Source organism: Burkholderia pseudomultivorans (assembly GCF_902499075.1).
Taxonomy (GTDB): Bacteria; Pseudomonadota; Gammaproteobacteria; order Burkholderiales; family Burkholderiaceae; genus Burkholderia; species Burkholderia pseudomultivorans.
Genome location: NZ_CABVPP010000009.1, coordinates 58,688 through 71,416 on the forward strand (window position 1 = coordinate 58,688; position 12,729 = coordinate 71,416).

At 68.4% G+C, this 12,729-nt stretch carries 9 protein-coding genes; 2 read left to right on the plus strand and 7 right to left on the minus strand.

Features of this window, described 5'->3' with window-relative positions; translation table 11 throughout:
* Positions 1-7: 7 nt before the first annotated feature.
* The 5 genes from BST28156_RS09210 to BST28156_RS09230 form a co-directional block, all read right to left on the minus strand.
* On the minus strand, positions 8-1,597 hold the full coding sequence (locus BST28156_RS09210) for an ABC transporter substrate-binding protein (RefSeq protein ID WP_174902015.1): 1,590 nt from the start codon (positions 1,595-1,597) through the stop codon (positions 8-10).
* Positions 1,598-1,724: 127 nt separating this feature from the next.
* Complete coding sequence (locus tag BST28156_RS09215; RefSeq protein WP_060237226.1) at positions 1,725-2,057, minus strand: hypothetical protein; 333 nt, start codon at positions 2,055-2,057, stop codon at positions 1,725-1,727.
* Between the two features lie 257 nt (positions 2,058-2,314).
* Complete coding sequence (locus BST28156_RS09220; RefSeq protein WP_174902016.1) at positions 2,315-2,644, minus strand: hypothetical protein; 330 nt, start codon at positions 2,642-2,644, stop codon at positions 2,315-2,317.
* 171 nt (positions 2,645-2,815) lie between these two features.
* Entirely contained in the window at positions 2,816-4,375 is a 1,560-nt protein-coding gene (locus BST28156_RS09225; protein ID WP_174902017.1) for a DHA2 family efflux MFS transporter permease subunit, read from the minus strand.
* A gap of 353 nt (positions 4,376-4,728) precedes the next feature.
* Positions 4,729-5,631 (minus strand): LysR family transcriptional regulator, encoded by a 903-nt coding sequence (locus tag BST28156_RS09230; protein ID WP_174902018.1) that lies wholly within the window; start codon positions 5,629-5,631, stop codon positions 4,729-4,731.
* A gap of 145 nt (positions 5,632-5,776) precedes the next feature.
* Between BST28156_RS09230 and BST28156_RS09235 the strand changes: the two genes are divergently transcribed.
* Positions 5,777-7,807 (plus strand): FUSC family protein, encoded by a 2,031-nt coding sequence (locus tag BST28156_RS09235; protein ID WP_174902019.1) that lies wholly within the window; start codon positions 5,777-5,779, stop codon positions 7,805-7,807.
* A 24-nt stretch (positions 7,808-7,831) separates the two neighbouring features.
* Here BST28156_RS09235 and BST28156_RS09240 read toward each other — a convergent pair whose 3' ends face one another.
* Both BST28156_RS09240 and BST28156_RS09245 read right to left on the minus strand, forming a co-directional pair.
* Positions 7,832-8,752, minus strand: a complete 921-nt coding sequence (locus BST28156_RS09240; protein WP_174902020.1) for a bestrophin family protein — start codon at positions 8,750-8,752, stop codon at positions 7,832-7,834.
* Between the two features lie 12 nt (positions 8,753-8,764).
* Positions 8,765-11,089: an FdhF/YdeP family oxidoreductase gene (locus tag BST28156_RS09245; protein WP_174902021.1), complete on the minus strand. Its 2,325-nt coding sequence runs from the start codon at positions 11,087-11,089 to the stop codon at positions 8,765-8,767.
* A gap of 155 nt (positions 11,090-11,244) precedes the next feature.
* On the opposite strand from BST28156_RS09245, the gene BST28156_RS09250 reads away from it, so the two are divergent.
* Positions 11,245-12,666, plus strand: coding sequence for an aminotransferase-like domain-containing protein (locus tag BST28156_RS09250; RefSeq protein ID WP_060237246.1), 1,422 nt, complete (start codon positions 11,245-11,247; stop codon positions 12,664-12,666).
* Positions 12,667-12,729 lie beyond the last annotated feature (63 nt).

The following is a 12,729-nucleotide window of genomic DNA, read 5'->3' on the forward strand; positions in this document are numbered from 1 at the left end:
TTGCGCGTTACTTGCTCAAGGTCCGATACGAAACCAGATCGTTGATCGGCCCGATCTCCGGCCCCGTCGTGCCCGGCCGCGTCGCGACCTGCACGACTTTCTCGAACATGATGATGAACGGCGAGTTCGCGAGCACGGCCTTCTGCAGCGCCTCGTAGCGCTGCGCGCGCTTCGCCGGCGACGGTTCGACCAGCGCGGCCTCGGTGTCCTTCGTCAGCTGCGGGATGTCCCAGCTGTTGCGCCACGCGAGCATCTTCGTCGTCGACTGGTCCGAGTTGTCCGGATTCCATGCGAAGCCGCGCGCATTGCTGTTCGGGTCCATGTAGTCGGGCGACCATTCGCCGATGAAGATGTCGTGCTGGCGCGCGCGGTACTTGCCGATCGCCTGCTTCGCGTCGCCGGGGATCAGCTTCACGCGGATGCCGCCCTGCGCGAAATTCGCCTGCAGCGCTTGCGCGATCTCGATGTACGGATAGTCGTTCGGCATGTCCATCGTCACGTCGAAGCCGTTCGGCAGGCCGGCCTTCGCGAGCAGCGCTTTCGCCTTTGCGACGTCCTGTTTGTAGGGCCGCGCGTTCAGCGTGCCGAGGAAACCCTCGGGCAGGAAGGTCTGGTGCACCTTGTACGTGGTACTGACGATGTTGCGCTGGATGCCGTCGTAGTCGACGAGCCACTTCATCGCCTGCTGCACCTCGGGCTTCGCGAGATTCGGGTTCTTCGTGTTCAGGCTCAGGTACAGCAGCGCGGACACCGGCCATGCGGCGACCTTGACCTTGCCGGCCTTGGTCAGCGCGGCGAGGCTGTCCGGGCTCAGGTTGCGCGCGGCGTCGACGTCGCCGTTCTCCAGCAGCAGCCGCTGCGCGGACGCTTCGGGCACGTGGCGCAGCACGACGCGCTTCATCGGGTACGGCGTGCGGTATTTGTCGAAACGCTGCAGCACGATGCTCTCGTTCGGCGTCCACTTGACGAGCTGGTACGGACCCGAGCCCGCGTCGTTGGTCTTCAGCCAGCCGCTGCCGAAATCGTTGCCCTGCTGGTGCGACAGCAGCAGCTTCTTGTCGAACACCGACGCCGGGCATGCGCTCAGCACGTTGAGCACGAAGCTCGGTGCGTACTTGCGGTCGGTTTCGAGCACGACGGTCTGCGGATCGAGCGCGCGGACCTTCTGCATCACGTTGGCCTTCGTGAGCCCGAGATCGGCGAGCACGCCGGCCGGACCCTTGTCGAGCAGGATGGTGCGCTGCAACGACCACGCGACGTCGTCGGCGGTCACCGGGTTGCCGGAGTGGAACGCGAGGCCGGGGCGCAGCTTGAACGTGTAGGTGACGCCGTCCGCGTCGACCGTCCACGACTGCGCGATCTGTCCGTTGAAGCGCGTCGGATCCTTCAGGTCGACGCGCACGAGCCGTTCGTAGGTGTTCGCGACATACTCGGACGGCACCAGTTCGTAGATGCCGCTCGGGTCGAGCGTCGTGAATTCGCCGAGCTGGGTGGCGACGACGAAGATGCCGGGCGGCGTCGCGGCCTGTGCCGGCAGCGCCGGAACGAGCGTGACGAGCGCGGCGCTGACGAACAGCCGGGACAGCAGTTGCTTCATGCGGGAGCTCCATCGAAAGGGAATCGTGGGTGCGATTCTCTCATCGACTGCCGTCCGGATGAAAATAACCGGCGCGCGCGGGCTGCGGCGCACCGGTCGGCGCAGGGCAGGCGCCCTCGGGCGGGCGTCAGATCACGCAGCGCGCGATCGCGAAGCGCATTGCTTCCTCGGCCGGCTCGCTGCCCGAGCCGCGCACGACCTTGACGACCGAGCCGTTGCCGGACGGCGTGAGCGTGACGAAATACGAGCGCGAGCCGACGGTGATGTCAGTCACGCCGTTGTGCTGCGACTGCTCGGTGCCCGACAGCCGGCTGTCGAGGCAGTTGGCGATCGCATGGGCCGGACGCTGGGACGACACGTAGATCATCGGCGCCGCGCCGGATGCGGCGGAGTCGGACGAAGGGGCCGAACCGCAGGCGGCGAGCAGGGCGGCGGGAAGGAGCAGCAGGAATCGTTTCATGATCGGATCGTCGTGTCTCTCGTGTCGAGGCTGGGGCGCGGGGTAGGCGAAACGCGAAGCTTCGCGACGAAACCGCGGCGAATCGCGCCGTTTTTGACGGGCGACGCGGGCGGTTGACGACGAAGTATACCCGCAGCATCCGACACGGATTGCGGGCTGAAACGATTCGATACAACAAGCACCCGCTGCCGCACCGGGCAGCGGGTGTTCAGGCGATGGCGACTGGGCGCGGGTATCGGCGGGTTTGTCGTGAACGCTTATTGACCGATCCGGTTGCCGACCGCGTTTTCCTGCCGGTTCAGCACGTGCTGTTCGCTCTTGGTGATGTGGCCGCGATCCTGCGCGGCCATGTCCCGCTCTTCCTGGCGGATCCTGCGGTCGTCACGGTGCAGGCGCGCGGCCTGCGCGTGCGACATCTCGCCCTCCGTCACTTCGTGATGGATGCGGCGATTCTGGTTCGCGAGGCGCTGGTTGACCTCTTCGCGGCGCGGATGCGCTTGCTGCCACGGCGTGTCGGCGAAGGCGGTGCCGGTCAGCACCGACATCAGGGTGGCGGCGATCGCGAGATGGCGGGTAAGGGCTCGCATGATGTTTCTCCTGTCGTTGCGCGTCCGGATCGTGGGCGCTTGACGAAAAAACGCGCTGCGGAAGCCGCTTGTTGACGCTCGCTCTGTATCGATTGCAAGCGTTTATTACGTCCGGCACGTCCGGCGATTGCCGGGCGGGCGCCGGCGGGAGCGGCGCCGTTACGCGCCGGATCAGTGCGCGCCCGCCGCCGCGGCATTCGCGTCGCCGCCGCCCGAGCGCGCCGGCTTCGTGATCCAGATCAGCGGAATGATCGCGATGAAGATGATCGCCGACACGTAGAAGATGTCGTTCAGCCCCATCACGGCTGCTTGCGAATCGACCGACGCATTGAAGAACGCGAACGCGGAATCGGGGCTCAGGTGCAGCAGCGTGCGCAGCGCGTCGACCTGTTGCGAGAACACCGGGTTGTCGACGCTCGCCTGTTCGGTGAGCCGCGTGTGGTGCAGGATCGTGCGGTCGTTCCACGCATTGCCGATCAGCGACGTGCCGACCGCGCCGCAGAACGTGCGACCGAAATTCGACAGGCCCGCCGCGGCCGGGATTTTTTCCGGCGGCAGCCCCGACAGGATGATCGACGTCAGCGGCACGAAGAACATCGCCATCGGGATGCCCTGCAGCAGCGTGGGCAGCACCAGGTCCCAGTGCGACACGTCGGCATAGAACGTGGTGCGCATCATGAACACGGCGGCGAAGCCGACGAAGGCGAGCGTCGCGATATAGCGCGGATCGGTGCGCGGCAGGATGCGCCCCATGACCGGCGTGAGCACGATCGCGAAGATCCCGAGCGGGGCGGTCGCGAGCCCCGAGTCGATCGCGCGGTAGCCGAGGTAGCCCTGCATCCATTGCGGCAGCAGCACGAGCGTGCCGAAGAACATCCCGTACGCGACCGAGATCGCGATCGTGCCGCCCGCGAAATTGCGCTGCGTGAAGAGGCGCAGGTCGACGATCGGATTCTTCTCCGTCAGCTCCCATACGAGGAAGAATGCGAAGCCGATCAGCGCGACGATGCCGAGCGCGACGACGACGGGCGAGTTGAACCAGTCGAGGTCCTTGCCCTTGTCGAGCATGATCTGCAGCGATGCGACCCAGATGATCAGTAGCACGAGTCCGACGGTGTCGATCGGCAGCCGGCGCGAGGCCGATTCGCGATCGCGGAACACGAGCCACGTGACCGCCGCCGCGAAGAAGCCGACCGGAATGTTGATGTAGAAGATCCACGACCAGTTGTAGTCGTACGTGATCCAGCCACCCAGCGACGGGCCTGCGATCGGGCCGACCAGCGCCGTCATCGACCATAGCGCGAGCGCGGTCGACGATTTCTGCCGCGGCCAGGCGCCGAGCAGCAGCGCTTGCGACAGCGGCGCGAGCGGGCCCGCAACCGCGCCCTGCAGGATCCGGGCGGCGAGCAGCATCGGCAGGTTCGGCGCGATCCCGCACAGCCACGATGCGAACACGAACAGCAGGATCGACGTGACGAACAGCCGGACCTGGCCGAAGCGCTGCGTGAGCCAGCCCGTCAGCGGAATCGACACCGCGTTCGCCGCTGCGAAGATCGTGATCACCCACGTGCCTTCGTCGACCGACACGCCGAGATCGCCCGAGATCGTCGGGATTGCGACGTTCGCGATCGACGAGTCGAGCACGTTCATGAACATCGCGAGCGACACCGCAATCGTGCCGATCGCGAGCCGGCCGCCCGACAACGGGCCTGGGGAGGACGGAGAGGACATGAGGTTCCTGCGTGAAGAAGGGGCGCATAGGCGCGTGCGCGCGACGCCGGCGCGGACGTGCCGCGAAACGGACGGAAACACGCCGCGCGCGATGTGCGCCCCGTCGGTGGGGACATCGCGTGCAGCAGGCGGCTGGATCGGATGCACGAAGCCGTGACCGGCCTCGGAACGGCGGGAGGGCGCAGGTCAGGAAGGCGGGACGCGCGTGACGCGTCGGCGGGCAGCGGTCAGGCGGCCGCGGTCGTGGTCGTTTTGCATCGACACAGGCTAATGATGCGGCGCGCGGCCATCAACCGGCACCGGCTCATTAATCGATTGCGTCGGACGCAATAATCGACCCGCGGACCGGACGCTCACGGCGCGGCCCGCCATCCGGTAAACACCTCCGCAAGGAAATCGACGAATGCGCGCACCTTGCTGTCGAGCGTCGCGCGCCGCGGGTAGAGCACGTGCAGCTCGACGTCGTCGCTGCGGTGCCAGTCGGGCAGCACGATTTCGAGTTCGTTCCGTTCGAGCCGGCGGCCCGTGTAGTGAGTCGAGATCAACGCGATACCGCCGCCGCTCGCGGCCTGGCGTAACACCGTCACCGATTCGTTCGTGATCAGTACCGGCCGCACCGGCACGTCGGCCACTTCCCCGGCCACGTTGGTGAGCCGCAGCGTCAGGCCCGGCGCATCGCGGCCGACCAGCAGCAGGTCGTGCTGCGCGAGGTCGTGCGGCGTGCGCGGCCGGCCGACGCGATCGAGATAGGCGGGGTTCGCCGCGAGCTTCGCCTGCGACCAGCCGAGCGAGCGCGCGACGTAGCTGGAATCGGTCAGCACGCCCGCACGCAGCGCGACGTCGAAGCCGTGTTCGACGAGGTCGAGCGGGTTGTTGTCGTAGATCAGCACGAGCTGGACCAGCGGGTAGCGCCGGCGAAACTCGGCGAGCGCCGGCTCCAGTTCGAACAGGCCGATCGAGTAGGGCACCAGCACGCGCAGCGTGCCTTCCGGCGCGGTGCGCAGCGCGCGGGCCTGGCGATCGGCGTCGAGCAGGATCTCCTCGGCGCGCAGGCAGCGCTCGTAGTAGTCGCGCCCGGCCTCGGTGACGGACACGCGGCGCGTGGTGCGGTACAGCAGCTGCACGCCGAGTTCGTCTTCGAGCTGCTTGACCTTGCGGCTCACGCGGCTGAGCGGCATGTCGAGGAGCGTGGCGGCGGCGGTGAAGCTGCCGCGTTCCACCACGCGCAGGAAGATCCGGATACTGTCGAAGTCCATGAAAAATGCCTGAAGGGTCGGCCTTCGCGCATCTTAGCGTTGCCGCGGCGATTCCTGTCGGTCGCTCCGATTATCCTGCCAGGTGCAATAACGCATCCCGCCCGGGCGTCTTAGTGGCCGAGCCGCGCAGTCGTATGCTCGCCGCATGAAATTCGCGCTCCCCGACCTGCCGCTGTTCGCGGCCTTCCGTACCGCGCTGCGCGACGCATGCCCGACGCTGCCGCCCGGCGCGCTCGGCTTCGCGCTGCGCAATACGGCCGCATCGCTGCTCGCCCTCTATATCGCGTTCCGGATGAATCTCGACGACCCGAAATGGGCCGCGTCGACCGTCTGGATCGTTGCGCAGGGCAGCCGCGGGATGGGGCTGTCGAAGAGTCAGTATCGGATTCTCGGCACCGCGGTCGGTGCGGCGGTCGCGCTCGTGCTGACCGGCGCGTTCGCGCAGACGCCCGAATTGTTCGTGCCGGCGCTCGCGGGATGGATCGGTCTGTGCGCGGGCGTCGCGACCTTTCTGCGGAATTTTCGCGCGTACGCAGCGGTGCTGGCGGGCTACACGGCGGCAATCGTCGCGATGGACGCGGTGTCCGCGCCGCTGCACGCGTTCGACATCGCCACCGCGCGGTTCCTGTACGTGGTGGTCGGCATCCTGTGCGGCGCGGCGTTCGAGACGGTGTTCGCTCCGGGTTCGCCGCTGCACGACGTGCGCAAGCGGTTCGCGAACTATCTGCGGCACGCGGCCGCCGTCGGCGCGGGCGCGCTGCGCCGCGAGCCAAACGGCGCGGCCGTGCACCGGCTGTTCGCCGACGCACTCGAGCTCGACACGGCGGCCGAGTATGCGGCCGCGGGCGCGCCGCCGGTGCGCAACGCGATCGGCCATCTGCGCACCGCGGTGCTGGGCGTGCTGTCCGCGCAGGCCGCGGGGCAGGCGCTGCACGAGCATGCGGCGCGCAGCGGCGGCGTGCCGGAGCCGCTGGTCGCCGATGCCGCGCGCGTGCTCGACGGCGCGGCTGCGTCGGCTGAAGCGGGGCCGGAGATGGCGGCGCTGCGCACGCGCGTGAACGACGCGTTGCGTGCCGAAGCCGCCGAGCCGGTCGGTTCGGACCCGTCGCGCCTGCTCACGCTCGACCGGCTCGCGGCGGTGCTTGCCGGGTTCGAGCGCGCGTTTGCGGGCAAGCGGCTGATCGACCGGGAACAGCGGCCGACGTCGCGCGTCCGCTATGCGTACCATCGGGACGCGGTACTCGCGTGGCACAACGGCATTCGTGCATTCATCGCGGTGCTGGCCGCGGCGGCGCTGTGGATCGTCAGCGCGTGGCCGTCGGGCGGCGGTTTCGTCGCGATCACGGGCGTGGTCTGCGCGCTGTTCTCGACGCGCCCGAATTCGGTGCGCGCCACCGTCGGCTTCCTGAAAGGGGCAGCCTGCGCGGCGGTCGCGGGCGCGCTCTGCAATTTCGTGCTGCTGCCGGCGGTGTCCGGTTTCGAGATGCTCGCGTACATCCTCGGCGTGTTCATGATCGGCACCGGGATCGCGATGCGCAATCCGCGCACGGCCGGTATCGGCAGCGGCTTCTCGATCTTCTTCTGGAATTTCACGTCGCCGGACAATACCGCGCACATCGGCGATGCCGCATTCCTGAACTCGGCGCTCGCGACGCTGCTCGGCATCGCGTTCGGCGCGCTGGTGTTCGCGCTGGTGTTTCCCGGCGACCCCGGCGGGAGCCGGCGTCGCATGCATCGCGCGGTGCGCTGCGATCTCGCGAGCCTCGCTCGCGATCCGCGCAAGTGGCTCGAGAGCGCATGGCTGAGCCGCACGGCCGACCGTCTCGCGCGCGAGCTCGGCTTCGCGGGCAGCTTGCCGCAGGCCGTGATCGAGCGCGATCTGCGCGACCTGCTCGCGACCTGGACGATCGGCGACAGCCTGCTGGCGCTGGCCGCACTGGCGGCGCGCGAACCGGCGGCGCGCCGGGCTGTGGCGGTGGTGCGGGGGCGCATCGGGCGGGAGGAGTTCGCCCGGATCGAACGGGCCTGCGACGCAGCGGCCCGCGCGCTGCGCCGGCGTGTGGCCGATCTCGACGGCGACGACGGGCGCGCGCTGCTGTCCGGCGTCGTGCTGCTGCGGACGATCGCAGACGCGGCCGCCGCGCACGGCGACTTCCTGTGCGATCGACGCGATTGACGCGATCGAGGCGATCCAGGCGCGTTAGCTGAGCCGATACGTTCTGCCGGGCATCACTTCCGCCGGCAGCGGCTCGCGGTTCAGTTCGAGCAGCGTGCGCTCGATCTGCCGCGTGATCGCATCGAGCGCGAGATGGTTCGGCCCGTCGCCGAACGGCTCGGCGATCGCATGTGCGATCGCGTCGAGCGCGATCAGCGTGTAAGCGACGAACACGGTGACGAACGGCGTCGCCGCGCCGATCGAATCGACGAGGCCGAACGGCAGCAGCACGCAGTACGCATAGATGGTCCGGTGCAGCAGCACGTCGTACGAGAACGGGATCGGCGTCGACGCGATGCGCTCGCAGCCGCTGACCATCGACACGAGATCGTCGAGGCGCGCATCGAGCATCCACAGCCGCGTGTCGGCGAGCCGGCACGCGTCGGCGCGCGCCGCGAAGGCGGCGCGCAGTTCGTGCACGATCGCGATCGGACGAAACTGCGCAGCGGCGATGCGCGCGTGGGTCGCGTCGTCGAGCAGCGGGCGCAGGTCGTCGGCCGGATCGGTGCCGCGCAACTGGTGCTTGAGCGCATGGACGAACGCGATGACCGTGCGCACGAACGCGCGCCGCTCGCGCGCATCGGACGAAACCGCGCCGTAGCAGAGCGCCTGCGACGTCAGCGTGCGCGCGGCGGTCAGCACGCCGCCCCACAGCTGCCGCGCCTCGCGGTAGCGGTCGTAGCTCGCGTTGTTGCGGAATCCCGCGAAGATCGCGAGCGTCAGGCCGATCAGCGTGAACGGCGTCGGGTTCAGCGGCACCTTCTCGCCGAGCACGCGGCCGCCGCCCCAGACCGCGACCAGGCTGATGACGAGCGTCAGCACGAGCTGCGGCAGGATCGTCGGCAGTACCGACCCGTTCCACACCAGCAGCATGCGCAGCCAGTGCTCGCGCGGGCGAACGATCATCGCGGCGCTCCGTCAGGCGGCGATCGAGGCCGGCGCGGCCGCGCGATGCAGCAGCACCGGGATCGACTTCGAGGTCGGCGTGTTGCACACGTCGCCGACGCTGTCGAGCGGCACCAGCGGGTTCGTTTCCGGGTAGTACGCGCCGATGCAGCCGCGCGGGATGTCGTATTCGACCAGCAGGAAGCCGTCCGCGCGCCGCTCGATGCCGTCGTGCCACACGGTTTCCATGTCGACCCATTCGCCGGCCTTCAGGCCCAGCATCGCGAGATCGTCGCGGTTCGCGAACACCACGCGGCGCTGGCCGAACACGCCGCGATAGCGGTCGTCGAGCCCGTAGACGGTCGTGTTGTACTGGTCGTGCGAGCGCGTCGTCATCAGCGTCATCAGGCGCTCGCCGTGCAGCGCGCGGGCGCGCTGGATCGGTGTGTCGGTCGGCAGCGCATGCGCGATGAAGTTCGCCTTGCCGGTCGGCGTCAGCCATTCGCGGTCGCGCGACGCGACCCGCAGGTGGAAGCCGCCCGGCCGCGCGATGCGCGCGTTGTAGTCGTAGAAGCCGTCGAGGGTCGCCTCGATCGCGTCGCGGATCTTCGCGTAGTCGTCCTTGTACGCGAGCCAGTCGATCCTGTCGCTGCCGAACAGCGCGTGGCCGAGATGCGCGACGATCGCCGGCTCCGACATCAGGTTCGGCGAGGCCGGCTTGTTCATCCCGTACGACACGTGGACCATGCTCATCGAGTCCTCGACCGTCACGCCCTGCGGCACGTTGTCCTGCAGGTCGATCTCGGTGCGGCCGAGCGTCGGCAGGATCAGCGCGTCGCGGCCGTGCACGAGGTGGCTGCGGTTCAGCTTGGTCGTGATGTGCACGGTGAGGTCGCAGCGGCGCATGCCCTCCCACGTGCGCGGCGTGTCGGGCGTCGCCATCGCGAAGTTGCCGCCCAGGCCGATCAGCACCTTCACGCGGCCTTCGAGCATCGCCTCGATCGTCTCGACGACGTCGTAGCCGTGATGGCGCGGCGGTTCGAAATCGAACACGCGGCCGAGCCGGTCGAGGAAGGCCTGCGTCGGCTTTTCCTCGATACCGACCGTGCGGTTGCCCTGCACGTTCGAGTGGCCGCGCACCGGGCACAGGCCCGCGCCCGGGCGGCCGATGTTGCCGCGCATCAGCATCAGGTTGGTCAGCATCTGCACGGTTGCGACCGAATGCTTGTGCTGCGTGATGCCCATCCCCCAGGTCGCGATTACGCGTTCGCTGCGGGCATAGAGCTGCGCGAGGCCGTCGATCTGCTCGTACGGCACGCCGCTTTCGGCGGTCAGCGCGGCCCAGCTCTCGCGGCGCAGGTCGTCGGCGAATGCGTCGAAGCCGGCCGTGTGTTCGTCGATGAACGCGGTGTCGAGCACGCGCGATGCGCCGGCGGCGCGCGCGGCGTCGTCGAGTTCGAGCACGCGTTTCGCGATGCCCTTGATCAGCGCGAAATCGCCGCCGATCGTCGGCTGGATGAACGTCGATGCGATCCGCGTGCCCGACATCGTCAGCATTTCGAGCGGGCTTTGCGGATCCGCGAAGCGCTCGAGCCCGCGTTCCTTCAGCGGGTTGATCGACACGATCGTCGCGCCGCGCTTCGCGCATTCGCGCAGCTCGCCGAGCATCCGCGGATGGTTGGTGGCCGGGTTCTGGCCGAAGATCAGCAGCGTGTCCGCGTGCTCGAAATCGTCGAGCGTGACGGTGCCCTTGCCGACCCCGACCGACGCCGGCAGCCCGCGGCTGGTCGCCTCGTGGCACATGTTCGAACAGTCGGGGAAATTGTTCGTGCCGTACCGCCGCACCAGCAGCTGATACAGGAACGCCGCTTCGTTGCTCGCGCGGCCCGACGTGTAGAACGCGGCCTGGTTCGGATCCGGCAGCGCGCGCAGATGGCGCGCGATCAGTGCGAACGCGTCGTCCCACGCGATCGGCACGTAGCGGTCGGTCTGCGCGTCGTACACCATCGGATCGGTGAGCCGGCCGTGCTGCTCGAGTTCGAAGTCGGACTGTTCGAGCAGTTCGGTCACCGTGTGCGCGGCGAAGAACGCGGGCGTCACGCGCTTGCTGGTCGCTTCGGCCGCGACGGCCTTCACGCCGTTCTCGCAGAATTCGAAGGTCGACGCGTGCTGGCGATCGGGCCACGCGCAGCCGGGGCAGTCGAAGCCGTCCGGCTGGTTCTGGCGCAGCAGCGTGCGGTAGTTGCCGCCCGCGACCTTTTCCTTGATCAGGTTGATCGTGACGGCTTTCAGCGCGCCCCAGCCGGCGGCGGGATGGGTATAGGGCTCGATGCGCGCGGTGGCGGATTTCTTTTTCATGATGCTGCGTGAGTCGGGGTCGATGGGTGCAGAGTACGCGGGGCGCCCCGGTGGCTGTGTGTACACCTGTTCACTTCAAAAAAGAGTACAGTTTCGCGAACTCGCACAGTGCGGATCGCAACTGTGTTGCTGAAAGGAATTTGAAGGGGAGGCGCGTGAAGCGTTACGAACAACTGGCCGACGAGCTTCACGCGCAGATCGAGCGCGGCGTGTACCGGCCCGGCGAGCGGATTCCGTCGGTGCGTCAGGCGAGCCGGCAGCAGCAGCTCAGCGTGACGACCGTGCTGCGCGCGTATCTCGTGCTGGAAAGTCGCGGCCTGATCGAAAGCCGGCCGCAGTCCGGCTATTTCGTGCGCGCGCGGACGGCGGCGCCGGCCGGCGCCGAACTGCACGTGTCGGCGCCGGCCGCCGAGCCGTCGGCGGTGGATGTGAGCCGGCTCGTGCTGTCGACGCTGCGCTCGATCGCGCGCGACGACGCGGTGCCGCTCGGCTCGCCGTATCCCGACGCGTCGCAGTTTCCGGTGCAGAAGCTCGCGCGCTACGCGCAGACGATCGGGCGCCGCCGCACGCGCTGGGGCGTGATCGACGACCTGCCGCCCGGCAACCTCGAACTGATTCGCCAGATCGCGCGCCGCTATGCCGAGCGCGGGATCGCGGTCGAGCCCGGCGAGATCGTGATGACGATCGGCGCGACCGAGGCGATCAACCTGTGCCTGCAGGCGGTCGCGAAGCCGGGCGACACGATCGCGGTCGAATCGCCGACGTTCTACGCGATGCTGCACGCGATCGAGCGGCTGGGCATGCGCGCGCTCGAAGTCGCGACGCATCCGGTCGACGGCATCGATCTCGACGCGCTCGAACGGATCCTCGAACGCGAGCGCATCGCCGCGTGCATGGTGATGCCGAACTTCCAGAATCCGCTCGGCTTCCAGATGTCCGATGCGCGCAAGCATGCGCTCGTCGAACTGCTCGCGAAGCACCGCGTGCCGGCGATCGAGAGCGACGTCTATCACGAGCTGCACTACGGCGACGCGACACCGAGCGCGCTGAAGTCGTTCGACCGCGACGGGCTCGTGCTGCACTGCGCGTCGTTCACGAAGAGCCTGTCGCCGCGCTACCGGATCGGCTGGGCGATGCCGGGCCGCTATCGCGACCAGGTCGAGAAGCTGAAATTCCTGAACACGCTCGCGACGCCCGCGATCGAGCAACTGGCGATCGCCGAATACCTGAAACACGACGGCTACGATTTCCATCTGCGGCGGATGCGCAAGCAGTATGCGCAGCAGGCGAGCCTGATGAGCGCGATGGTGCGGCGGTTCTTTCCGGAGGGCACGCGGCTGTCGCAGCCGCAGGGCGGCTACGTGCTGTGGGTCGAGCTGCCGCGGCAGGTCGATGCGATGAAGCTGTACGGGCTCGCGCTCGCGCAGCGGATCACGGTCGGGCCCGGGCACATGTTCTCGGCGAGCGGCGATTACCGGCACTTCATCCGGCTCAACTACAGCTATCCGTGGTCGCGGCAGATCGAGGACGCGCTGAAAGTGGTGGGGCGGCTCGCGGCGGAGTGCGCGGCCGGGTGAGCGGTGCGGCCGGCCGTTGCCGATGAGTCATGCCTCCCCGCGTCAACGCGATCGGCTGCGTAC

Bases quoted from the DNA above. Each gene is read 5' to 3' on its own strand.
- BST28156_RS09210 (WP_174902015.1), bottom strand. From the start codon at position 1,597: ATGAAGCAACTGCTGTCCCGGCTGTTCGTCAGCGCCGCGCTCGTCACG.
- BST28156_RS09215 (WP_060237226.1), bottom strand. From the start codon at position 2,057: ATGAAACGATTCCTGCTGCTCCTTCCCGCCGCCCTGCTCGCCGCCTGC.
- BST28156_RS09220 (WP_174902016.1), bottom strand. From the start codon at position 2,644: ATGCGAGCCCTTACCCGCCATCTCGCGATCGCCGCCACCCTGATGTCG.
- BST28156_RS09225 (WP_174902017.1), bottom strand. From the start codon at position 4,375: ATGTCCTCTCCGTCCTCCCCAGGCCCGTTGTCGGGCGGCCGGCTCGCG.
- BST28156_RS09230 (WP_174902018.1), bottom strand. From the start codon at position 5,631: ATGGACTTCGACAGTATCCGGATCTTCCTGCGCGTGGTGGAACGCGGC.
- BST28156_RS09235 (WP_174902019.1), top strand. From the start codon at position 5,777: ATGAAATTCGCGCTCCCCGACCTGCCGCTGTTCGCGGCCTTCCGTACC.
- BST28156_RS09240 (WP_174902020.1), bottom strand. From the start codon at position 8,752: ATGATCGTTCGCCCGCGCGAGCACTGGCTGCGCATGCTGCTGGTGTGG.
- BST28156_RS09245 (WP_174902021.1), bottom strand. From the start codon at position 11,089: ATGAAAAAGAAATCCGCCACCGCGCGCATCGAGCCCTATACCCATCCC.